Here is a 24,370-nt window from a genome sequence, read left to right as displayed (position 1 = left end):
TTGCCACTACCCTATCAATACCCTGGGTTTTGGGGTGCTATATTTGGATTTGCATTCAATTCTGCCAATGGAATCGGAAGGATAAACCGCTCATTAGGGTAAGAAGCCGTCAACACTTCTTCGCCTTGATCAATGTTTACTCCCATTTTATTACGATTAAGGTCAAATAATCGGTGACCTTCAAAAGCCAACTCCTTCCTGCGCTCTGTCAAGATCAGTTCAACCAACGTCTCTCCAGTGGCATTGACCGGAGTAGCCTGAGGATCACGGGTTTGACGGATGGTATTGAGATCTTCCAGTGCCATGGCCTCCTGGTTGGTTTTGGCATATGCCTCAGCCCTGATCAGGTACAGTTCAGCCAATCTCAAGATTTTTACATTATCATCCTGCAATGCTCCTCTGGGAAACTTCATCACAAATAGCGCGTCATCCTCAGCGCCGACCTTCGGCTTTCTGACGATGGCGGTCTTACGCGCATCAGATGCCGTATAGAGCCCAAACAGTTCCTCTGTGGCCAGGGCATCTGCATATCCTTCCGCTGCAAAGAAATGCCCCAAACCATTGGTTCCCGCGTTATCAGCTAAGGTGTTGACGATCTCAAAAATGATTTCCGAATTAAAATCCGGTGCCCAAACGGTGCTATAGTTTTCTGCTGATATCAGTTCATAGTCCCCACTTTCAATGACCTCTGAGGCCATCTCTGCAGCAAGTTCATATTGCGCCGCATATAGATAAACCCTGGCCAATAAGGCTTTGGCAGCATTTATTGAAAATGTACCTTGAGCGCTGTTACTGCCCATCAGACTTATTGCCTGGTTTAAATCAGCAATGATCAAGTCAAAATTCTCTTTTACGGTATTTCTTGCCGGAGAAATGGGATCATCCCCTATACTGGCAATGGCTGGAACACCCAAATGTCCTGCATCCGCCGTAAAATTATAGGGCTGTGCAAAAAACCGGGTAAGGTCAAAATGGGCCAAAGCCCGCAAGGCATATGCCTCCCCCATCAATTGATTTACCGCTACCTGCTGATCTCCAGCGACCTCCAGGGATTCCCCTCCTTGAATGGCACGGGTGGCATTGATCACTACCTCATAGGAGGTATTCCAGAGATCTTCAGCATAGGAATCTTGTTCTCGGACGATAAAATTGTGGTAATCCAAATATCGACCTGTATTTCGAAGGCTTAGATATAGGTTATCGGCCATCAATTCGGGAATAATGTATACTGACCGGCCATAGTATCCATCATCCTGAAGTTTGCTATACACACCATTCAGCGCGGTCTGTAGCGTATTTACATCGGTTACCACCTTATTGGTGGAGACGCTTTGCTCTGGATCAATCTCTAGGAAGTTTTCACTACAAGAGGACATACTCCCGGTCAAGAATGCTCCTGTGATTATATATAAATGTAATTTTTTCATGGTTTCAGTGGTCTAGAATGAGAAGTCAATGCCCAACAAATACTGTCTGGATGTAGGGATTCTCAAGTCAGTCATCCCCGCAATCCCTACTTCTGGATCAGACTCAAGATTTTTGTCTTTCACCCAGGTCCAGATATTATTGCCTCGAAGGTAGACCCTTGCATTGTTGATTTTCAACTTGCTCAGCAGTGAATTAGGAAGGTTATAGGAAAGGGTCACATCCCTCAAACGAATATAGGTACCATCATACAGAAAGCGCGTAGAATGTTGGCTGGAGCTTCCCGACTGGGTATTTCCCCATACCACTTTGGGCACGTCTGTAACGTCCCCAGGCTCTTGCCACCTTCGTTCATAAATCTTCCTACTCATATTGCCGCGATCGTTCAGCTGGGCACTACCATCACTGGCCACATATCGTCCCCAGTAGTCATACACCTTATTGCCATAATTCAGGTAAAACAGAAAGGACAAGCCAAATCCTTTGTAATTAAAGGTGTTGTTCAACCCCGCAAAAAACTTGGGAGAAGCATTGCCTTGCTCATAAGGATCTGCGTTACCATAATCGTTTGTGGTCTCGGTTTCCGAACCGTCGGTATACCAAAGGGCATCGCCATTGGCAGGATCCACCCCTGCATAACCCGGCATGTAAAAAGTATAGAAATCAGCTCCTTCACGTCGGATATATTGTCCATCGACGATATCTTCCCCATCTTTGAGTTTTACCACCTCATTTTTATTGGTGGTCAAGTTAAGATCCGTGGTCCACTGTAACCCGTCCGGTTGCTGGATATTCACAGCACTGAGGCTAAACTCCCATCCCCTGTTCTGCATTTCACCGATATTGGCCATATAACTGGTAATGCCATTGGTTCCGGAAATAGGAACATTCAGCAATAAGTCAGAGGTCATTCTGTTATAATATTCGACCGTACCGCTAAGCCGCTCCAAAACCCTAAAGTCCAGCCCTATATTCAAAGGCTTGTTTTTCTCCCAGGTGAGGTAAGGATTTGATTGCTGGGAATATGCATACCCCGGCATTCCGTTATAATCATTTCCTGTATTGTACAGCCCGCGAGACTCGAAATCGCCAATACCTTGATTACCGTTCACCCCGTAACTTCCTCTCAGTTTCAATTCGTCCACAAAACCTACCTGGAAAAACTCCTCCTTATGGATATTCCATCCCAATCCCAAGGATCCAAAGTTCGCATACCGAACAGATGAGCCAAAGCGCGAGGACCCGTCTCTTCTGCCGGTGATGTTAAAGTAATATCTATCTGAGAAGGAATAATTGGCACTCAAGAAAAAGGACGTAATGGAAGAAGCGGTCTTTTCAGAAGAGGCGTTTCTATACACTGAAGCATTGGCCAGTGTGGTAAGCCCAGGAGCGCCATAATTGCTGGCATATGCATACACCGAATTCGCCGCAATTTTCTGGGCTTCCTGCCCCAAAGTAAATGCTATACTATGGTTATCGTCAATAAGCCATCGGTATTTCAGCAGGTTCGTGACATTCCAATTGATCACGATATTATTATATGCCCTACCACGACCACCATCATTCCGGCCTTCACCGAAATACGGGTTGTCATATTGAAACTCATCAGCGAGGTTAAAGTCCAAGTTTGCTTTGGTCTCAAAGGAAAAGTTGTCCATGATGTCATACTTCAGACCAACATTTCCCAGTGCACTATAGAGCCGTGTTTCACGGATGTTTTCATTCACCAAGCCTACGGGATTATACGTTAGTAGAATGTCTGTATTATAACTTCCATCCTCGTTATAAACGGGCTCCCAAGGCACCTCCCTAAACATGCTTCGAATAGGGTTATTGGCACTACCGGCTTCGCTATTGGTGTGAAGCAACTGGGTATTGGCCGCCAAGCCCAGGTCCAAGGTTAACTTTTCTGTGGCAGCATGTCTAACATTTACCTTTGCATTCAACTTTTCATAATCGATACCGATAATGGGTGCTTCCTGGTCATAATACCCTATGGATGAATAAAAATTGGTCTTTTCATTTCCACCAGAAGCACTGATGTAATATTGCTGATAGGTCCCATCCCGCGTAATGACATCAAACCAATTGGTATTGATGCTTTCATCGATTCGACTGTAAATATAATCTTCAGCCTCCTGAGGAGTATCGCCATTATTTACCCTGGATTCGATCAACAGCTCTGCCAATTCCGGAGTGGCCAATGGCCTGTTTCGGTCGTCCAGCAACACTTGGCTAGTTCCCCGCTGCATGCTTACATCAAACTTGGTCTTGCCCGACTTCCCTTGCTTAGTAGTAATCAAAATCACACCATTCGCTCCTCTTGATCCATAAATCGAGGTAGCTGAGGCATCTTTTAAAACCGTCATGGAAGCAATATCATTGGGATTAAGGCCTGCTATCGTATTTGAACTTGTCGCTATTTGGGAGATATTTCCGGAAACTACAGGAATTCCATCGATCACGTATAATGGATCCGAACTGGCATTAATGGAGCCTACCCCTCTTATTCTGATATTTGGTGCATAACCGGGCTGACCAGAAGATGCAGCTGACTGGACGCCCGCTATATTGCCTTGCAGACTCTCTTGAAAGGATGCACGGGGAGCTCCTTGCACTTTTTCCATTTCTACATCCACCGCAGATCCTGTAAAGGAAGCCTTCGTCTGCTCTCCATACGCTACCACTACGACTTCATCAAGGGACTGTACGTCATTGTCCATGACCACCTCTACTGTGGTTTCTCCAGCCGGAACAACTACCTCTTTCTTTTTGTACCCTACAAAAGAAACCACCAAGGTCACCTGACCATCTGGTGTGCTCAAGGTAAAACCTCCATCCAAATCGGTTACGGTTCCTTTGGTGGTGCCTTTGATCATAATACTAACACCTGGAAGGGTTTCCCCGTCAGCGGTCTTTACCGTGCCGGAAATATTACGAGCCACAGCCTTGGAAGACTGTTTAGCAGGCACTTCCATGCCTTGCTCCGTGCTAGCCGGTAGCGAAGTGGTACTTTTTTTAAGTTTTACGGTATAAAAATCTGCTTTTATTCGATGAAATTCCAATTCAGGGTTTTGGCTGTTGATCATCTTCAGTGCTTCCCCAAAGGACAACCCCTCTATCAATGCAGCGTCCCCAAGGATAACTTCTTGACTGATTTCATCTTTGTACAGAAAGGAAACCTCGTACTTTTTCTCGATCACCTTTAAGATACTGGTCAGGCTGACCGTTTTCATAGTGCTCGAGCGCGTATTTTCGATTTGGTAATGATAGGAAAGTGCTTCCTGCTGAAGCGAATTTGCCCATGCTAAATTACCAATCAAAAGGCACCCCATAATAGGTAAAAACTTTACTTTCATAAGTTTATGGGTTAAATGGTTAGTGAATCAATTTTATGATATTTTTGTCCCGGATGATTTTAACATCCAGCAGGCTTCGCAATCCCTCCAGCAAGGTCTCTACATCCTTGGAAGGCACTACGCCCGTAAATTTTTCTTGAAGGATTTCAGAATCATTGACCACCACGGTAAAGCCGTAATCATCTTTAAGTATTCTGGCAATTTCCTTGAGTGGCGTCTTATCGAAGACCAATTCGTCATTCTTTCTGCTTGTATAGATTTCTGGTCTTACTTCCTTTTTGATCAATAAATCATGATCTTGGTCCATCTCCACCAAATCCCCTGGCTCCATCATGATGTGATCCTCACCGCTCTTGCTTTCCACCTTTAGTGCGATGGCGCCTGTCTCTAGCACCACCCTCGAAGCTGATTCGCGGGCGGTCACTGTGAAAGTGGTCCCCAATACCTGTACGTCAAAATTCCTCGCGGTCTTAACGGTAAATTTGCGCGGGCTTCCCATCTTGACGACATCAAAATACCCTTCTCCTTCAAACCATATTTCCCGGGGAGCACCATCTTCCCAATCCTTGGCAAACTTCAAACTACTGTTCCCACTCATGTGCACCGTCGATCCGTCCGGTAAGCGAATGTCTGCTGATTCTGCAAATGCGGTCTGATATTCTTCATACGTAGCCCTTCCCAACACCATATAGAGCAATCCTCCCAACAGGGCCATAACCAAGGCAACCGATGCGGCTATGCGCCATCCCGTTGACCTGGTGTGCTGCCTGACCATGGCAGGTTGCTTTTGCTGGGAATCTGCCATTCTAAGGATATCTTCCGCGGAGACTTGTGGCGTTAACAAGGGCTTTTGTCCACTGTCCAATGCCCCAAAATCTGCTTCTAACCCTTGATCCAAATAAGCTTGCCCTTCGGGTGTGGCAAACCACTCAAGGACCTTCTTGGCTTCCCGTGGATTCAGGTGATTGTTAAAATAACGTGATAACTGCTCTTCAGTAGGTCGGTTCATTTATATGGGTGTTTGGAAGGTATACACCCGAGTCAGCCGGAAGTATTACGGCAGTATTAAAAAAACTTTAAAAATTAGTAATAAGGTTTAAAAGGTTGGCAAGTTTAGAGGTTGGAAAATTGGCCAGACTACAAAGGATAACGTATCAATGGCAAATTCAATCGTACTCATTGGCGTGTCCATCTCTGCCAAAACAGCATAAACGGTTAACTCCCCAAGCTATAACTTTCCACCTGCTGCCACAGCAATGGCCAATATGGCGTAATACTTCGACACAAATTCCCGAATGGCCTGAAGCGCTTTGGTATACTGGGATTTAACGGTATTGATGGACAAACCAAGCTCCTCTGCGGTTTCCTCATTGCTTTTTCCTTGAACTGACTTCAGTAAAAACACTTCTCTCCTACGTTCTGGAAGTGCCATCACTGCAGCTTGGTAAACCTGATGGGTCTCATTGTAAATGACCTGTTCTTCCGTTTTATTGGAGAAGCTATTGGAGTTTTCAAAAATCTCCAAGTGTTTTAGGATTTTTCGCTTTTCATCCCTAATGTTATTGAGAATTATCCGTTTTGCAAAAGTCACAATTAACGGTTTGATCGGTTTGGAAGGATCAATATGCGCCCTGTAATTCCATAACTTCAAAAAAGTGTCCTGCACCACATCATTAGCCAAATCTACTGACTTCAAGTACTTAAGCCCGATATAATATACCTGTGAAGAATAGGCTTCGAACAACTCGGAAAAAGCATGTTCACTCCCCTCAATGAGCTGGTCAACAGTACTGCTTTCACTTTGATTAAATTGTGTAAAGGACATAAATGCGGTAGGGTGAGGATAATATTCTCCCTAAAGGTGAGCAAAAAATTGGTTATTCGCAAAAACAGCCATTTATCCACTAAGTAAACCCCAACAAAATTGTCCCAGTCAATGTGGCCCCTTGCTATGGAACTTGACTTCAATATGTAACGGGATATAGGACGGGAGTTGGCTACTTCAACCTCGGCATAAACCTTCACCAAGAGGGGATTTCGGCCATATGACATGATTATTGTTACCTTTCTTTGAAAGATCAAATTGCGTCCAATCTAGCCCAGTATATTACCAACCCAATATTTAGTAATATGAAGTATTTGTCGCTAATTCTATGCAATTTAGAAGTCCTCTTCTGGTATTACCTTTTATCACCTCTCCTTTCTTCTTAGGGTAGCTTTCAGCCGTTTTCTGACCGGAATGTCCAGATACATCGTGATCACATAAGCAAATGCAATTAATAAGGGGGTTCCCACACACATGATCCATACCTGTTCCCGAAATGAGGGAGAAAACCGTTCCCAGTAGCTATAAAACAACCAAATAAAGGGATAATGTACCATATATAGGGGATAGGAAATTTCTCCAGAACGGACACAAACATTCCTTTCGGAACGGGCTGGCTGCGTCCCTGCACCCAATGCTACCAAAAAGGGAAGATAGAATAAAACAATAAGGGGTTCCAAGATGACATTCATGGTTTCTGAAAATGGCATCAAAAACGCCAGCATTAGCAAAGCGGACATCCCTTTAAAACCTAGCTTAGATTTAATTATCCATCCAGACCTGAACACCAGCATTCCTGCCAAAAAGGAATACAATATCCTGGCACCACCACCCCAGAAATTACCCCCACTCCAACCAATGCTAAGGTTACCATAGATCGTTACGGTATAAACCAACAAAATAGCAGCAAGGCCTGTAAGCACCCAAAGCACTTTTTGACGAACCTTAAAAAGTATTCCCGCATAAATAATATTGGCCACATACTCCCATAAAAGCGACCATGTAGGCGGATTTAAGTGGAAAATATTGTAATAACGCTCTGAAACTATCGGGTAAGGAACCATTAAACATGCGGACAAAAACATACCGATATTTTGGCTTAAGCTATAGTTATCAACCAGTGATACAAAAGGATCAAAGACGAATACTACCAAACCAATTACAGCTCCTAATACCACTAGCGGATGTAGTCTGATCAATCTTAATTTTATAAAAGTGATAAATCCTATTTTACTGATCCTATTATCATAGGCATAGGCGATCACAAAACCTGACAAGCAAAAGAAAAAGTCCACGGCTAAGTATCCGTGAGCAAGAACGTTAATGGTAAAGTCAGGAATGATAATTTCCATAAAATGAAAAATGACGACAATCACTGCAGCTAAACCTCGCAACCCATCTAGTACATCAAAATGCTGTTTGGTCTTTAAAAGTTGTTTTTTTTCGATAGTATTATTCATATTTTCCTTGGGGATAACCTACCTCTCATCTGTAGGATATTTGCTTTATTTTTTAACTAAATTCCCTGTTATCATCCATACCTCCGTCCGGCCGTCTTGGCCATATCCATTGGTACTGGTCAAAGCAATGATCTTTCCACTCTCTAAAACGGTAAGGCTGTTCCAATGGCCTATTTTGTCCTTTGATAAAACAAAGGGCCATGTCACACTGGTAAAGTGCTGGGCACTTCCATCACCTAGGGCTACTGCCATCTGTGCATGCTCAAGCTTGTCGCCCCACTGGAATGAAAGCAGGGTCAGGCCATTAGGCGCTATGGCAAGATATGGGGCTCCTGCATAGTCTTGGGCTGGCAGGCTGTCCTCCATCGCATACTCTCTAAATGGAGAATTACCCGATAGTGTTTCTTGCCAAAACGGGCCTTCATTGAATAACAGATAAGGTTTAAAAGGACCATGGCCATTATCCTCTATCGCAACGACAATCATCCCTGGTTCTTCCAACCAAACAGGTACTGGCATGCCGTCACGAGCTCCCTTGCGAAAACTCACCGTTTGGGGTGTTTCACTCCATGTCTTCCCTCCATTGGAGGAACTTACCATTGCTATCCTTTGCTCGTTAGATTGGGTAAAGAGGCTTTCATCGGCAAAATACAAATGGATATCCCCATTGGGCAACTGCAAAAATACCGGTTCCCAACAGCCGTCACCAAAACTGGTTCCTGCTTCATAAACCAATTGATCATTTCCCCATGTGGCACCGTTATCGGTGCTTCTTACCGTCCGAATGCCAAAGTGTTTGTCTTTGGCATTTCGTTTAGGGCGTGGATTATAGCCCAATAGTAACGTGCCGTTTTCCAACACGGTAAAGTCAGGGACTGCCATCCCCACATCGGCCGTTGCTGAAGCTACTAGCACAGGAGCTTCCCATTTCTGTTCTGATCGTACCCTAAAAAAAATATTACCATCGGCCTCATACACAAACCCCAAACTGCCATCTGCCAATTCGCGACATCGAGCATAGCCTGAGTAGCGATAATCATCTCCCGTAACGCGCTGTAAAGTAGATTGATCCCAACGAATAGTATAGTCTTGGGGATCCGGGGGACTTCCTGCCGCTAAGCAGGAAGTCATGCACATTATTAAAACTAAAACCCACATGCTCGCCCCAATATCATCTTCCTGTCAATGATTTGATCAAATCAGTTTCGGATTTCTTATACGGCGAACCATCCGTATGAAACACCTCGTGAAACCACAGCGCTGGTTCGTCGGTGTAAGTTTTTTCCCAACTGTCCCATGGATATTTGGTCTGGGTCTTTCCATCTACCAATCCCCAATTGAACATCGCTATATTTTCCGCTTTGGCAATCGGCAGGAACCCTTCAAAGGTACTTCCGTTTGGCCGCGCCATGTATTCCGTACATAGCATTGGACGATCATATCTTTTGAGCCAATTGATACGCTTTTGGAATTCCTCCGGAGAATCATAGTTGTGAAAGGAAATAATATCCGAAAGATGAAGCTGGGCAAGTTGTAAGTGGCTCATGACATCTTCAGACGACCAATCACCAAGCCAAACCCCAGAAGTAAGTGGCTGGGAAGGGTTTTGGGACCTTGCCCAAGCAAAGGCATCCTTCATTAAAGGCAATACATAGGCTGCTTTGTTGGGATGCTCCTTATCCCTGTACGAAACCCCTGTATCATTGTCGGGTTCATTCCAAATATCCCAACCCAATATACGTTCATCATCAGCAAATCTTCCTACCACTGCCTTGACATATTTTTCCAGCCTGGGATATTGTGTACTGTCTTCAAGGGCGTAATATCCTGGGCTTTGGACCCAGCCGGAATTATGAACATGCGGTTTTGGTGGTCGCTGTTCACCTGCCTCAGGAAATGGATCCCAGCAAGAATCAAAAATGACAAACAGTGGCTTCATCTGGTGTTTTTCCATCAAGACCAGCATTTGATCCATCCGGTCCAAAAACCCATCAGGGTCTTGCTGATAGGCCAAATCATGTAAATATACCCGCATGGTATTCATGCCGATTTCCTCGGCCCATCCCAATTCCTTATCGATCAGTGCTGGGGAAAACGTCTCTTCCTGCCACATTTCCAACTGATTGATGGAATTGCTGGGATTGAAATTTGCGCCCACCAGCCAGTCCTGATCGGCATACCACGCCTGCGCTTTTTCTTTGCTCCATCGTTCCCCGGAAAAGGATTGAGCAGACGAAGAAGTGGCCACCTCCTTCTCTTGTGTTTGGTTTTCGCCTCCACAGCTCAGCAACACCACTCCTAAGCCCAAAGAGGCGATCAAATTTATAGTTTTATTCATAATATCTAATTTTGAATTGGTAATTAGGCTGCTGCACAGGACAATCATTAAACACACAACCTATGGTCAACACATTGTATATCAACCCATTGAAAACACATCAGTAGAGAAGCAAAGCCTATCTACCGGTCAGGAAATCCCTCTTAAAGAAAACCAAACCTAGTCCAGCGGATCAGCGGTGACTCCTTCAAAAGTGATTTTAACCGGTTTGATTTTGCCGTTTTCGTCAAACTCCATCTTGTCGATACAGGTTACCCGGTGATTATGGTGGGTTTCCGTGAGGGGCCTTCTATGGTAAACGATATAATAATCTTCGTCTCCATCTGCATGCAAAACAGAATGATGTCCCGCACCGGTAGCCACTTCCGGATCCTGCTGAAGGATCTTTCCTTCTCGCTCAAACGGTCCAAAAGGGCTATCCGCAATGGCATAGGCCACCGAGTAATCAGGACCACCCCAGCCCCCTTCAGACCACATGAAATAATATTTACCATCCCTAATAAACATAAAGGGGCCTTCTACATAACTCTCCGGTGTCACTTCTTTATACAGCTCGCCATCTTCAAATGGCACGATTCCCGTAAAATCTTCGTTTAGCTTCACCACATTACAGTGGCCCCACCCACCGTAGTACATGTAAAAGGTGCCGTCTTTGTCTTTAAAAATATACTGATCGATCGGCTGTGCACCATTGACAATTTCATTGATAAGCGGCTCACCGAGCAAATCCTTAAACGGTCCTTGAGGCTGATCAGCCACGGCCACGCCAATGCCGCCGACTTCTCCTTCATGTACATCATTGGCGGCAAAGAACAAATAATACTTGTCGTCCTTGCTGATCACTCCCGGTGCCCACATGGCTTTTTCAGCCCATTTCACCTCTGTAGTGTCGATGATACGCTCGTGCTTGGTCCAGTTTACCAAATCCTTGGAAGAGAAAGCATCCATAAAGACTTGCTTCTCATATTCATCCGAATATGTCGGGTAAACCCAATAGGTATCCCCATAGATAATCCCTTCCGGATCTGCATACCAACCTTCCACGATAGGGTTTCCGGCTCGTTTGGCTTCATTGGCACTTGCTGAAGCGTCGGTTTCATCATTGGTGGTCTTGGACTGACAGGCCACTGTGCCGACCATTGCCAGTGCTGCTAATACTAAAGTAGTTCTCATTATTAAATGGGTTTTACTGATATGTCTTTGATAATATAATTTTCTTATTCACCGTCATTGCGAACGAAGAGCAACGGAGTGAAGCAATCTCATATCCTGAAAACGAGATTGCTGTGCCCTTTTCTACCTGCTTGTAGCAGACAGGCCCGGTACCCGCCCCTAAAAGGGCTACCGATGACGTAATACAAAACCATTTTTCCACTATTCCCTATTTTTATGCACTTACTACTGTGCGGTAATTTCCACTCCTTTGAAATTCACCTTTTGATTTTCATTGCCTTTGGCAAAAATCCCCCATCGGTAGCCCATACCCCAAGGGACCAAGTGAGCCGCATCAAACTGCTCTCCTACAGCCGTCCAAGTGGTTCCTTCCTGACTAAAGCTAAAGGTCAATAGATGTCCTTCGGTCACTTCCATTTTCAATTTCACCAAGGCCTCTCCTTCCAATTCAGCGGTTGCCTTCACTTCTGCTTTTTTATCCTTGTTTTCCACCACTTGCACTTCATCGCCCGAAACAGTCAAGCCCATCGCTGCCACGGGGGCGCCAAACCCATTATGGGCTCCACCAACTAACAATATCCCACCCTTGGCATCGCTATTCGCCGGATCAATGGTCACTTCAATGGCATAATCAGGAGAAGTGGATTTCTGCACCAATAACGTTCCCAACTGTTCATTTTCTTCTGACGCTGACAACACAAGTCCTTCATCACCCGTGGCATAACGGATGTCCTGTGTCACGCGCCATTGCCAAATGGGGTTGAGGTCTCCGTTAAAATCATCGACAAAAGATAAGGCAGACTTTTCAAGGTCATAGGTCGCCTCATTTTCAAAAACAGGCCAGCCATCTGCGGTCCACGTCATTTTTTCAAGCACTCCTTCTCTGCCTACATAAACGCTCCCAACGGCACTGTAAGCATGATAAAGCAAATAATGCTCTCCATCTTTCTCCACCACGGTACCGTGCCCTGCGCACTTCCAGTCGTCATTGTCCATCAGCACCGGGTTCTTTTCATACTTTTCCCATGGCCCCAATAGGTTTTTTGTCCTCGCTACCCCTGCTCTATAGTTACAGGCGACATCGCAGCAAGCTCCCGCTGAATAGGTGGCATAGAAATAATCATTTTTCCGGAAAATGCTGACTCCTTCGATCAAGTGCATCTCCCAATCCTGATCATTCCTGAATAATTCTTTTGGCTCACCTAAGAGCTTGGTCCGTGTCTCGTTGATTTCTTGGGCCCAAATGGGCGTGGGAAGTCCACGACTGTTGCCATCCTCTTTCCATGTCAAATAGAGCTTTCCGTTTTCATCCCTCACTTCGAATGCATCAATAGAACCTACTTCCTGCGCTACTAGCGGGCCATGGTCGGTGAAATTTCCTTCCGGTGTGTCTGCACTGGCCACGGCTACGCTGAGTCGGTTGCTCTCTTTATCCCTGGCCGTATAATAGGCATAAAACTTCTCTTGCTCTTCGTCATACACCAATTCCGGTGCCCAGAAATTATTCTTGGCCCAAGCCGGAGCTCCTTCCGGAAAGACATAGTTTACGATTTCCCAATTGACCAAATCCGCAGATTTAAAGATTGGGAATAGCGGTGCCCATTCATTTGACGTGGCTGAAGCATAATAATATGCGCCTACTTTTACGACTGTGGGATCGGGGTGATCACCTGGCAAGACCGGATTAATTACACTGACCGATTCATTGGGGACTTCTTGTCGGCTTTCTTTTTTTGTTGGTTGACAAGCCGAAGTCATCATCAATACCAACACCCCTATCCTCCACAAGGATTTCATTTTAATCATTTCTATTTAATTTCGCGTACTATTCTTTCAGGTAAGGCTTTCCCTTTTTCCATCCTACTTCCACATTGGAAAGCCACCATGTTTGGCCATGGTCATCATTTCCTTGGTAAAAGAGGTAGGACTTCCCTGTTTTTTTATCATCAAAAATATGGGGATGGCCAGATTCACTGCTGTTCCACTCTCCAGGTACTCCGTTCGGCAAAAACGGCTGGTCAACTACACGTTTCCAATGAACACCATCTTTACTGGTGGCTACTCCCACCTGCTGCGGCGCATTATTATAGCTGCCTGCATAAAACATGTACAATCTCCCTTTTCGCTCGATGATGGAAGCACCTTCGACACACTTTCCTTCCCACTCCAATTCCGGCTTGAGGATCGAAGCATCCTTTGCCATGGTCCAGTCATCGCGACTAAAATCCGTAGTTGCATCAGCTTTAGCCACACCCTGCATCTGAATTTCCCCTTTGGGATCTCGGGTGGCAAAATACAAAAAATAGTGGTCCTTGAAGGGAAAAACCTCCGCATCTATCGCCCGTCCGTTGCTCCAGTCATTGGCTGGAGGGGCAAAAATCGGGTTCGTTGTATTCCTAGTAAAATGGATCCCGTCGGTAGAATAGGCATGGCAAATGGCATCCTTGGCGCCATTACCGTAAGTTTGGTAGAAAAGGTGCACCTTACCATCCTTTACCAAAGCCCCTGGTGCACAAAAGCCATTTTTTTCGTACCTCTCTGTGGCTTCAATTTCGCCTACATACTCCCAATGGATCAAATCATCACTTTCCGCTATGGCTATTCCCCATCCACCTGCTTGGTCAGGAATGGGAGGAACGGAAAAGTACATCAAGTATCGACCTCCAAAGTCGACCACATGTGGGTCCTTGGAAAAAGGCCTGCCCAACCTGCTAGAATCGGCAAACATCATTTGCTGCGCCCATAATAACCCTATAGATGAACTGTATAGCAGGCAGGCAAGGCCAATTTTTACAATATTTTTAATGTTCATGATCTGAGAAGTTTTTTTGTCCCGCTCTACAAACCACCGTAATAGGTGGTTTATGGAGCAAGGACACAACAGGTTTATAGGTTTATGTTTAAATATTTTAGATTCAACGGGTTTCAAGGTTATAGGTCTTCCAAACTCATTTACCATCCGGCAGGTAAAAGTCAAAGGGCTCAACACGCTCGTCCTTTAAGGTTTCCCCGTCAAAAAACAGCGCTGCTACTTGGATAGTGGTCCGATGATTTTCGTGGAAGCTATTGTTAGGCTTTATCAACGAATGACTGGTTCTCCCTGGGTGAGTGAAGTAAAAAGCATAAGCCCGGTCACCGAATACCAATACATCACCATGCGCACCACTCGGTGTATCATCTTCTCTATCTGAAGGCTTATCCAACACCAAGCCTTGTTTGATCCAATGCATGAGGTCATCTGATCGATACACCCGCATCCCGTGCCATTCATCTGTCAGCATCCAGTAATAACCGTGATACTGAAAGACCTTAGGTCCTTCATGGGCATCTCCTCCTATGGCCGGCACATCCTTGGTTTGCCAATTTTTGAGGTCATCCGATTCGGAAACCATCGTAATGCCTCCGCGACTATCATCCTTATACCACATCCGGAATCTACCATTCTCCATGCGAAAGATGGTCGCATCGATGATCTGGTCGGAAGAAAGGCTAAGTGGCCCATGATGGCTCCAATCCCAGAGATTTCTACTGGTATAATAATGGATATGGCTCGTCCCTCCCCAATGGTTTCGGGCTCCTTGTATATAGGAGACAAACATATGGTACTTCCCATCATGGTAAATTATCTCCGGGGCCCAAAAGGTATTCCACCCCCGCTCAAACTCCAAATCCAAATATCCCCTGAACACCCAAGTCTGGCCATGGTCTTTGGTAGCCGCAATCCCAATTTTGGTTCCGTAATACGCCGATACATCTTGGGTAGGGAGATTTGCTCGTCGAGTAGTGTAAAGCATCCACCAAGACTTCTCCTGTCTGTTCCAAATCATCACCGGATCCGCTGCTCCATCATAAATAGGATCACGATACATGGGAGCAGGAGCTTCACGGAATTGTCTAACTTCCTCTTGCGCCACGATTTCTTGGCCAAAGACCATTAGGCCAATCATTAAAAAAAGATAGGCAAAAATATTTTTATATAGCCATCGCTTTTGGATAGATGCTGCAAAACAACTGATCAACATTAGAATTATTTTGGGCCAATGAATTTAACCTGGGAAATCATCGACTGATTTCTTTGATCAAAACTAGTCCAATCCATTGGAATAAATTAGTATAAAAACGTCAGTAATTGATAAATATCCTTCTTAGAGGTTATAGGAAGGATATAAAACATGAATTCCATAAATCTCAGAATGGGCCTTACGGCACTTCGACAAGCTTGGTACAGGCAAGTTCATAAGGTTTCTCCTTCATCTTCCTCCAGGGAAATCGCTTTTAAAAGTGATGTCAGCCTGAGCGGAGTCGAAGGCTAGACATTGGACCTCGAATCCCTGCCGGTCAGGCAAGTGCTCGGTCTGACACATATTGTTTGAATTATATAACGCCTTTAGTTAAAAGCGATTTTCGTGTAGGCATAGCCATCAACCGTGCCGATGTCACTCCTTCGGGAGGTTGAGGAAAGCTTAAGTTCCTGCGGATGAATCCGCAGGTTACAAAATTTATCGTGCCTCAGGCACTTTGCTCCGATTTGTACATTGGAAACCGCAGTAGCCTATCTTGCCGAATGGCGGAATTGGCTGAAAGAATGATTAGTTGATTTGGATCGAACTAGCCATCGCACCTATCTGCTCAGGTATAGCGGTTGGCTTGGTTGACGTTAAACCCTCAATATATGCATTAGCAACTGAGCATCCTGCCTAATCCGCCTTTGGCGGAGGGGCATATAGAAGGTGCAGGTTATCGACTGCACCAAAAGTGATTACACACAAATGGTTAAATTCCGTAGGAAAACGGCAGATATAAATGCAAATAGAAACATTTTTTTTATATGCATTTGCCCTGTCTTTTCCCTTTACGCTGACCATTCTTCCTCTAATTAATATTAACTTTGGCTTTTTGTGAATAAAGGTTGTAAAAAAACGAGAAGGGATGTCTCATTTTGTCTGACCTTTACGTACTGTTACCACTAGCGGCTTATTTAAGCAGAAAACAATGCCAGAAAAAAGGAGCGTTTCGATCATTGTCCCCAATTACAACGGAAAGCACTTATTGGAAAAGTACCTTCCCTCTGCGGTGGTTGCTGCAAAAAAAGCCGACATCCCTTTTGAGGTGATCGTTGTGGACGATGCTTCTTCCGATGGATCGGTGGATTTTCTCGATTCCCATTTTCCTGAAGTCAAGGTACTGATCAACCCCTCCAACAGTGGTTTTTCGTACACCTGTAACCAAGGGATCAAGGCTGCCCAAAATGACTTGGTCATGTTGCTCAATTCAGATGTGGCACTAGAGGAAGATTATTTTGACCGATTATGGAGATACTTTGATCGGCCAGATACTTTTGGCGTGATGGGACAGATCATCAACTCCAAAGGGAAAACAGAAGATACCGCCAGGATGATGGCTTTCCAAGGCCTGAAATTCAAGGCCACTCACTTCTATTACTCCGCTAATCCTGAGCAGTGGACACCTACGGCCTACCTCTCTGGAGCCAATGCCTTGATAGACCGTGAAAAGCTTCTTACTCTCGGTGGTTTTGATGAAATCTTCTCCCCGTTCTATGTGGAAGACGTGGACCTGAGCTTTCGCGCTTGGCGTTTGGGCTGGAAGTGCTATTACGACCATCGGGCCATCTGTCACCATGAAGTTTCTTCCACTACTAAAAAACACCATACCAAAAAGAAGCTCTATCCCGTTCTTTATAGAAACAAGTTTATGCTACAGGCCATCCACTTAGACGGCCAAGACCTTTGGAAATGGCGTTTACAATTGATGTTTATGGAAATAATACCCCGCGTGCTGATCGGCAAATGGTGGATCCTCAAGGCCTATTCGGCCTACCGGAATAAACAGGCTGAAATAGCGCGGTCCAAAAACAATTTAAAAACACTCATGAAAAAGCATAAGGGACACAAGAGTCTGTTTGACATCAAAAAAGAAGTTTTTGATACTGTGAAAGGTTATTAGGTTGGGAGGTTGAAAGTTGGAAGGTTGGAAGGTTGGAAGGTTGGAAGGTTGGAAGGTTGCTAATCGGAACACTAAACCGAATCGAGAGGGAAAAAGGCTTCGGTAGATGAGATTGCCACGTCGTCCCTCCTCGCCATGACGAAATAGGAAAACGTCATTGCGAACGGAGAGCAGCGGAGTGAAGCAATCTCGTATAAGGGACACCACCCCTTCGAAAAGGGTGGACTTTGGGACAGGAGACTGCCTCATCCTCCTTCCTCGGATTCGCAGTAACGGGAAACATAACGATAGGAAAGAAAAATGAAAAAAGGAGGATGCGTTTATATTTTGACCAACAAAAACAACACTACACTCTATGTAGGTGTCACCTCAAACCTTTTGAAAAGAATTTACGAACACAAATCAGCTGAAAACACTAAATCCTTTTCATACAAATATAATTTAAACAAACTGGTCTATTATGAAGCCTTTCATTCAATTGAAGAAGCAATCATAAGGGAAAAGCAAATAAAAAGTGGAAATAGAAAAAAGAAAGAGGACCTAATAAACTCATTAAATCCAAATTGGAAAGATTTGTGGGATGATATTCAGAAATGGTAAAATTTACCACGAGCATATCACTTACCCGTCATTGCGAACGCAGCGACAGCGGAGTGGAGCCTGCCTACCGCAGGCAATCTCGTCTTCGCAACAAGAGACTGCCGCGTCGTTTCTCCTCGCAGTGACGGAAAGACTCGGGGTTGCTTAATCATACTCACTACCAATGACTAGTCTAGAATTATGTACCTTTGCAGAGAAAATAAGCTGTATGAATCCGGCGTGAAGCCGAAAAAACGTAGAAAAAGCACACGTGAAAACCTATTTTAGATTATTGGCATTTGCCAAGCCGATTGAAAAATTTGCCATTCCTTACCTGATTTTTACCTTGTTGGGAGTGATTTTCAATACGCTGAACCTGGCGCTGTTAGCACCATTGCTGAGCACCCTTTTCAACACAAACGGGAGAGAAGAAGTGGTCAAGCCAGAAAGCTGGACAGACGTCTTTGGCTACCTGAATTTCTATGCCAACGAAGTGAAAATGGAATACGGGGCCCTAGGGGCGCTGCAAATGGTCTGTGCGGTGATCATCGCATCCGTGATATTGGGCAACCTGTTTCGGTATTTCAGCCAGCTGGTGATGGAAAACCTCCGGATCCACACCTTGCTCAACCTCCGCAAAAAGGTCTTTGACAATGTCATGAACCTGCATGTGGGCTATTTCAGCAACCAACGCAAGGGAGACATCATTTCGAAAATTTCCTCTGATGTACAAGTGGTTCAGTTTTCGGTGACGGGCACCTTACAGGTGATCTTTAAAGAACCGCTCCAGCTGCTGGCGTATATTTTTATGCTTTTTGCCATATCCTACAAGCTGACCATTTTCTCCTTGTTGGTGATTCCTGTTTCGGCGTTTGTCATTGCAAAGATCGTCAAGCGCCTTAAAGCCCAGGCCAGCCAGGCGCAGCACTTGTACGGTGTCATGATCAGTTATTTGGACGAGGCCCTTTCCGGTATCAAGATCATCAAGGCCTTTAACGCCACTGAAATGATCAAGGACAAGTTCCACGACGAAAACATTAAATACTCTTCCCTAGGCAAAAAGATGGCCAAAAGGCAGCAACTTAGTTCGCCAGTCTCCGAAACCCTCGGCGTGGCCATGGTTTCCGGGATCGTGCTTTATGGTGGCTCATTGATCATCAACAACCAATCAGAACTCAGTGCCTCGGACTTTATCGCATACATCGCTTTATTCAGCCAAGTAATGCGCCCTGCCAAAGCCCTGACCAATGCCTTCAGCTCCATCCATTCCGGCCTGGCAGCTGGAGAAAGGGTGCTGGACCTGATCGATGAAAAGCCGGCCATTTCGGACCAAAAGGATGCAATCGAAATAACTGCTTTCAACGATAAAATTGACATCCAAGACTTATCCTTTTCCTATCCGGGACGTCCGGTGCTGAAGGATATCAACCTTACCATTCCAAAAGGGAAGATGGTGGCTTTGGTAGGCCCTTCTGGAGGCGGGAAATCCACCATGATGGACCTTATTCCCCGATTTATCGAACCGGACAGTGGTCAGGTGCTGATCGATGGCACGGACATCGCCCATGTCACCATGGATTCGCTGCGCAACATGATGGGCATGGTCAACCAAGAGTCCATCCTCTTTAACGACACCATCTTTAACAATATCGCCTTTGGAACACCGAATGCCACCGCTGAAGAAGTAGAAGCCGCTGCCAAAATCGCCAATGCACATGAATTTATCGTGCAAAGTGAAAACGGCTACCAATCCAATATGGGAGACCGGGGACTGAAGCTTTCTGGCGGTCAAAAGCAGCGGATATGCATCGCCCGGGCAGTGCTAAAAAACCCACCGATCATGCTACTGGACGAGGCTACCTCTGCCCTGGACACCGAATCGGAAAAGTTAGTCCAAGATGCCCTGAACAAGCTGATGAAAAACCGCACTTCCTTGGTGATCGCCCACCGGCTGAGCACCATCCAGAATGCCGACATTATCGTAGTACTCGAAGAAGGCCGCATCATCGAACAGGGAAACCACCAAGAGCTGATGACCCAAGAAGGCCTCTACAGCAAGCTGGTGAATATGCAGCAGTTTAGTGAAATAGAAGAGTAAAAGTAAAGACAATGAATTCACAACCCTTGGTATCAATAGCTTTATGCACTTATAATGGTAAAAAATACTTACCTGAGCAATTAGACAGTATTCTCAACCAAAGCTACCAAAATCTTGAAATTGTCGTTGTAGATGATAAATCTACAGACGGCACCATTGATCTATTAGAATCCTATAAGAATAAATATCCACATAAGATCTCTTTATTTCAAAACAGTATAAATCTAGGTTTCAATAGCAATTTTGAAAAAGCAATTTCATTATGCAAAGGAGATCTAATAGCCATTTCAGACCAAGATGATCTTTGGATTAAAGATAAAATTTCTCTTCAAGTTAATTACATTAAAGAAAACTTATTGATTTATCACGATAGCTTGATGGTAGATAAAAATGGTCAGTCATTAAACATTAAAATCAGTGATATGAGGAACATGTATAGTGGCGATAATCCTAATGTATTTATTTTTAACAATTGCGTATCTGGTCACTCTATTTTAATGAAAAAAGAGTTACTCCAATATATTTTCCCTTTCCCTAAAATGGTGTATTATGATTGGTGGATAGCATATCAAGCTACTCAATTCGGCTCCATAGAATATTTGAACCAATGCTTAGTTCATTACAAACAACATGAAGATACTATTACTGGATCAAACTTAACAACTAAATCCAATGATACTGTCGCTTCAAAAGTGGAAAAAGTTGTGAAAGCTCTAGCAAATACAGAGAACAGGAAAAATAGAGAGTTAATAATAAAACTCGATCGCCTATTTGATGAAAGAAATAAAAAACTATTAAACTTGAAGTTATTCTATCTCTTTTATAAAAATAGAAAGGAATTTCTCTTCATCAGTAACAAGAGCTATTTAAGTAAACTCAATAGAGTACTCAAAAATCTCTGGAGTAAAAACGTCCATGCTTAACCAAAAAGCAAATGACCAATTCGTCCCCTCTTGTTTCCATAATAATACCAGTTTTCAACTATCAAAACTTTATTTTTGAAACTCTTGAAAACCTTCTAAACCAAACTTATAAAAATTGGGAGGCAATTCTAATTGATGATGGTTCTACAGACAAAACAGCTAAAATCATTAAAACTTATTGTTTTAAGGATTCGAGGTTCAAACTTATCCAGCAAAATAATAAGGGAGTCTCTGTCGCCAGAAACTTAGGATTAGAAATTGCTACCGGAGAATTTATTCAATTTTTAGATGGTGATGATCTATTAAGTCAATCAAAAATTGAAATACAGGCACAACACTTAATAGAAAATCATACAGTTGACATAAGCTATGTAGACAGCTACTATTTCGCTCACGGGAATCCATCTCAATTATATCCTGACAAAGAGATGAATGGAGTTGAATGGATGCTTAAGATAAATGGAAGAGGATTTGATATTATTAAAAGTTTAGTAGATCGGAATTTTGCTGTTATCAGTAGTCCTCTCATTCGATCTTCTATCCTTTCTAAATCTGATATATTTCCAGTTGGAATCAAAAAATCTGAGGATTGGGAGTTTTGGCTAAATGTGGCACTTAATGAAGTGTCCTTCCAATATTTACCCAATAAACATGCGTATACGCTTATACGCATTCATTCCAGCAGCGCCAGTTTTAATCTCAGGGATATGCAGATAAGTAATTTAATATTCAGAAATAAAATAAAAAATTATATTAATAACTCCTCGTTAAGCACACAAGAAAAAAGTAAAATTGCGATAATCAATGAAACGCAAAAAAAGGGTTTACTAAAGGAACTTCTTTATAAAACCCCCTTTTGGAAATTCAAAAATCATCTAGAAATAATAAAGTTAACTCAACTTCCTGTTTTTTTAAAATTTTATTTAAAATCAATCAATTATCAAAGAAAACAGTGGTTTAAATCATGAGGGAAATAACGGAAATCGACATCATAATATTAAGCTATGCAAAAGATCCTGCACTTAAGGAAATAACAGAAAATGCCCTAAAATCACTTAATGAATCTGAGAACAACCAGTCCATTAAGTTCAATACCATAGTGATTGAATCAGAAAAAAAGCTTAGACCATACCAATATCCAAAAACCAAAACCATTTATCCGAAACAAAATTTTGGATACCATAAATACATGAACATTGGGATCAAAATGACCCAAAGTGAATTTGTTTGTATATGCAATAATGATTTGGTTTTCCATAAAGGCTGGGCATCAGAAATTCTACAAGCATTTGAAAAAGATCCTAATTTAAGTAGCGCATCACCTGCTTGTTCTATTCACCATCCAGATCATGGAATAGCGATTAATAGTGGCATTCACATTGGCTATGAAGTTAGGAAAGAATTGGTTGGTTGGTGTTTATTTTTCAAAAGAGACATGTTAAAAGTCACAGGAAAGCTTGATCCTAAGTTTAAATTTTGGTTTGCGGATAATGACTACAGCATGACACTTCAAGAACATGGGCTAAAGCATGCATTGGTTGCATCATCCATTGTTGACCATTTGGAAAGTAAGACGCTTAATACTAAAAGCGATAAAGAAAAATGGAAACTGACTGTTAGGGAACGATTTTACTATGAATATAAGTGGGAAGGACGAAGTTTTCTCTCCTATATGAACAGACTAAGAAAATTCAAATGAAACAGTTCAAGAAAGGAGAAAAGATATGATTCAAAACAACCTAGTATCTATAATTATTCCGTCTTATAATTATGGGCAGTTTATCAATAAAACCATTTCAAATTTGAAAGCGCAATCATATTCCAATTGGGAGGCGATTATCATAGATGATGGATCAACTGACGACACAGAAGAAGTAATAACAAACGCCATCGGAAAAGATAAACGTTTCACATATCTGAAAATAAAAAATAAAGGAAATGCCGCAGCTAGGAACGTAGGCTTGGATCTTGCAACCGGAGACTATATCCAGTTTTTAGATGCCGATGATTTATTGAGTGAGCAAAAACTTGAAATTCAAGTGGAAGCGTTACATGCTAAGGATGAGAATGTGATTTCCTATACAAACAATGTCTATTTTAAGCATGAAAACCCCAAGAAATATTTTCCGGACTTTAACATGCAAGGTATCGAATGGATGCCAAAAATTTCCAGTAGTGACTTTGAAGCGTTATCTACCTTAGTAATTAACAATTTTGCTGTGATCAGTAGCCCGCTGATTAATCATAAGTTTTTAAAAAAGAACAACATTAAATTTCCTGAACATTTAAATAGTAAGGTAGATTGGATATTTTGGATTGACTGTCTTCTAGCAGGTGCATCCTTGGAATATTTAGATGAACCTCTAGCCACTACCTTAATCAGAAGACATTCATCAAGTATTACTGTTCAAGACGAGGTTTTAAAATTTGGAGAGATACACGCAAGAGACCTTATCCACAAAAGGCTAGTTAAAGCAAATTTAAGTACAGAGGAAAGACTAAAATTAATCAGCGAAAACAATCAAAGGAAAGCTGCATTGATTAGAAATCATTTCTATCACAGTTCCCTTTTAAACATAAAAACTCTTAATTTACTTTATAAAAACACAAACCCCATTACATTTGTCAAGTACTTTTTTAAAAGCTTAAATTATAAGAGGAAACAACTAATATAAATCTAAGAACCTACTTAAAAGGATAGGAACCCTCGATGGGGCCCAAATTACCTCACCTATATTACTTCTCACCATAGGTGATTTATGACCTACAATTCTTAAAATGATTAACAGAAACATCTATCAACATCCCCTCGTTTTCAACGATTGGCTCCTCAAACGAGGCATATGTCTACGCGGACTTTCTGGAGGGCATGGAAGTACAAAGTAATAAGCACGTTGCACTCCATAACCCCAACTCAGGTCAGCTTAAAAACAACCTCATACTAATCACCACCTTCGGCACCTCGTACTCCGCCGAAAAAGTCACCTCAGCAAGTTCGTTGGTGTCGATATGACGCAGTTCGTAACCGATAATAGCACCGTATTTTCCCTCTCCATAAAGAGGGTCTTCTGATCCCGACCCCAACATGGATACAACATCTTCGAAATCATTAACTCCATCCATGGATTTGGGAATCTCAAGCCCACTCCAACCCCTAGAAATACTGACGATAAAGGTGGTTGCTTCCAAAAGTTGCTGCTCATCCTTAGTAATCACTTCACCATTC

General features: G+C 43.2%; 20 protein-coding genes. 8 read left to right on the top strand and 12 right to left on the bottom strand.

What is annotated here, in order from left to right; all coding sequences use genetic code 11:
* Nucleotides 1-14 precede the first annotated feature (14 nt).
* The 11 genes from ECHVI_RS13425 to ECHVI_RS13375 all read right to left on the bottom strand — a co-directional run bounded on the left by ECHVI_RS13425 (nucleotide 15) and on the right by ECHVI_RS13375 (nucleotide 15,602).
* Nucleotides 15-1,427 (bottom strand): RagB/SusD family nutrient uptake outer membrane protein, encoded by a 1,413-nt coding sequence (locus ECHVI_RS13425; RefSeq protein ID WP_015266547.1) that lies wholly within the window; start codon nucleotides 1,425-1,427, stop codon nucleotides 15-17.
* A 12-nt stretch (nucleotides 1,428-1,439) separates the two neighbouring features.
* Nucleotides 1,440-4,784 carry a SusC/RagA family TonB-linked outer membrane protein gene (locus ECHVI_RS13420; RefSeq protein ID WP_015266546.1) on the bottom strand — a complete coding sequence of 1,115 codons (3,345 nt, stop codon included), beginning with the start codon at nucleotides 4,782-4,784 and terminating at the stop codon, nucleotides 1,440-1,442.
* 19 nt (nucleotides 4,785-4,803) lie between these two features.
* Nucleotides 4,804-5,793, bottom strand: a complete 990-nt coding sequence (locus ECHVI_RS13415; RefSeq protein ID WP_015266545.1) for a FecR family protein — start codon at nucleotides 5,791-5,793, stop codon at nucleotides 4,804-4,806.
* A 219-nt stretch (nucleotides 5,794-6,012) separates the two neighbouring features.
* Nucleotides 6,013-6,609, bottom strand: coding sequence for an RNA polymerase sigma factor (locus ECHVI_RS13410; protein WP_015266544.1), 597 nt, complete (start codon nucleotides 6,607-6,609; stop codon nucleotides 6,013-6,015).
* Between the two features lie 365 nt (nucleotides 6,610-6,974).
* The gene (locus tag ECHVI_RS13405; RefSeq protein ID WP_015266543.1) at nucleotides 6,975-8,069 is read right to left on the bottom strand and encodes an acyltransferase family protein; all 1,095 of its coding nucleotides are present in this window, start codon (nucleotides 8,067-8,069) and stop codon (nucleotides 6,975-6,977) included.
* A gap of 45 nt (nucleotides 8,070-8,114) precedes the next feature.
* Entirely contained in the window at nucleotides 8,115-9,200 is a 1,086-nt protein-coding gene (locus ECHVI_RS13400) for a sialidase family protein (protein WP_015266542.1), read from the bottom strand.
* A 40-nt stretch (nucleotides 9,201-9,240) separates the two neighbouring features.
* On the bottom strand, nucleotides 9,241-10,407 hold the full coding sequence (locus ECHVI_RS13395; RefSeq protein ID WP_041738653.1) for a cellulase family glycosylhydrolase: 1,167 nt from the start codon (nucleotides 10,405-10,407) through the stop codon (nucleotides 9,241-9,243).
* Between the two features lie 159 nt (nucleotides 10,408-10,566).
* Nucleotides 10,567-11,580 carry a glycoside hydrolase family 43 protein gene (locus ECHVI_RS13390; protein ID WP_015266540.1) on the bottom strand — a complete coding sequence of 338 codons (1,014 nt, stop codon included), beginning with the start codon at nucleotides 11,578-11,580 and terminating at the stop codon, nucleotides 10,567-10,569.
* A gap of 225 nt (nucleotides 11,581-11,805) precedes the next feature.
* On the bottom strand, nucleotides 11,806-13,386 hold the full coding sequence (locus ECHVI_RS13385) for a family 43 glycosylhydrolase (RefSeq protein ID WP_015266539.1): 1,581 nt from the start codon (nucleotides 13,384-13,386) through the stop codon (nucleotides 11,806-11,808).
* A gap of 19 nt (nucleotides 13,387-13,405) precedes the next feature.
* On the bottom strand, nucleotides 13,406-14,392 hold the full coding sequence (locus ECHVI_RS13380) for a family 43 glycosylhydrolase (protein WP_015266538.1): 987 nt from the start codon (nucleotides 14,390-14,392) through the stop codon (nucleotides 13,406-13,408).
* A gap of 136 nt (nucleotides 14,393-14,528) precedes the next feature.
* Nucleotides 14,529-15,602: a family 43 glycosylhydrolase gene (locus tag ECHVI_RS13375; protein ID WP_015266537.1), complete on the bottom strand. Its 1,074-nt coding sequence runs from the start codon at nucleotides 15,600-15,602 to the stop codon at nucleotides 14,529-14,531.
* Between the two features lie 150 nt (nucleotides 15,603-15,752).
* Here ECHVI_RS13375 and ECHVI_RS23685 point away from each other — a divergent pair, with 150 nt between their 5' ends.
* The 8 genes from ECHVI_RS23685 to ECHVI_RS13340 all read left to right on the top strand — a co-directional run bounded on the left by ECHVI_RS23685 (nucleotide 15,753) and on the right by ECHVI_RS13340 (nucleotide 23,819).
* Nucleotides 15,753-15,893, top strand: coding sequence for a hypothetical protein (locus tag ECHVI_RS23685; RefSeq protein ID WP_157501420.1), 141 nt, complete (start codon nucleotides 15,753-15,755; stop codon nucleotides 15,891-15,893).
* A gap of 679 nt (nucleotides 15,894-16,572) precedes the next feature.
* Nucleotides 16,573-17,544 carry a glycosyltransferase family 2 protein gene (locus ECHVI_RS13370; protein ID WP_015266535.1) on the top strand — a complete coding sequence of 324 codons (972 nt, stop codon included), beginning with the start codon at nucleotides 16,573-16,575 and terminating at the stop codon, nucleotides 17,542-17,544.
* Nucleotides 17,545-17,844: 300 nt separating this feature from the next.
* Entirely contained in the window at nucleotides 17,845-18,144 is a 300-nt protein-coding gene (locus tag ECHVI_RS13365; RefSeq protein WP_015266534.1) for a GIY-YIG nuclease family protein, read from the top strand.
* A 250-nt stretch (nucleotides 18,145-18,394) separates the two neighbouring features.
* A complete protein-coding gene (locus ECHVI_RS13360) occupies nucleotides 18,395-20,221 on the top strand; it encodes an ABC transporter ATP-binding protein (protein ID WP_015266533.1) in 1,827 nt (608 codons plus the stop codon).
* Nucleotides 20,222-20,232: 11 nt separating this feature from the next.
* Nucleotides 20,233-21,144 carry a glycosyltransferase family 2 protein gene (locus ECHVI_RS13355; protein ID WP_015266532.1) on the top strand — a complete coding sequence of 304 codons (912 nt, stop codon included), beginning with the start codon at nucleotides 20,233-20,235 and terminating at the stop codon, nucleotides 21,142-21,144.
* 11 nt (nucleotides 21,145-21,155) lie between these two features.
* Nucleotides 21,156-22,112, top strand: coding sequence for a glycosyltransferase family 2 protein (locus ECHVI_RS13350; RefSeq protein ID WP_015266531.1), 957 nt, complete (start codon nucleotides 21,156-21,158; stop codon nucleotides 22,110-22,112).
* Nucleotides 22,109-22,843, top strand: coding sequence for a glycosyltransferase family 2 protein (locus ECHVI_RS13345; protein WP_015266530.1), 735 nt, complete (start codon nucleotides 22,109-22,111; stop codon nucleotides 22,841-22,843). Before ECHVI_RS13350 ends, ECHVI_RS13345 begins: the two co-directional genes overlap by 4 nt.
* A gap of 25 nt (nucleotides 22,844-22,868) precedes the next feature.
* Nucleotides 22,869-23,819 (top strand): glycosyltransferase, encoded by a 951-nt coding sequence (locus tag ECHVI_RS13340; protein ID WP_015266529.1) that lies wholly within the window; start codon nucleotides 22,869-22,871, stop codon nucleotides 23,817-23,819.
* Nucleotides 23,820-24,063: 244 nt separating this feature from the next.
* Here the strand turns inward: ECHVI_RS13340 and ECHVI_RS13335 are convergent, their stop codons facing one another.
* A complete protein-coding gene (locus ECHVI_RS13335) occupies nucleotides 24,064-24,360 on the bottom strand; it encodes a hypothetical protein (protein WP_157501417.1) in 297 nt (98 codons plus the stop codon).
* Between the last annotated feature and the right edge of the window lie 10 nt (nucleotides 24,361-24,370).

The sequence above is a fragment of the Echinicola vietnamensis DSM 17526 genome (assembly GCF_000325705.1).
GTDB classification, from domain to species: domain Bacteria; phylum Bacteroidota; class Bacteroidia; order Cytophagales; family Cyclobacteriaceae; genus Echinicola; species Echinicola vietnamensis.
Note: the sequence above shows the minus strand (reverse complement) of the source record. Positions and strands in the feature narration are given on the sequence as shown.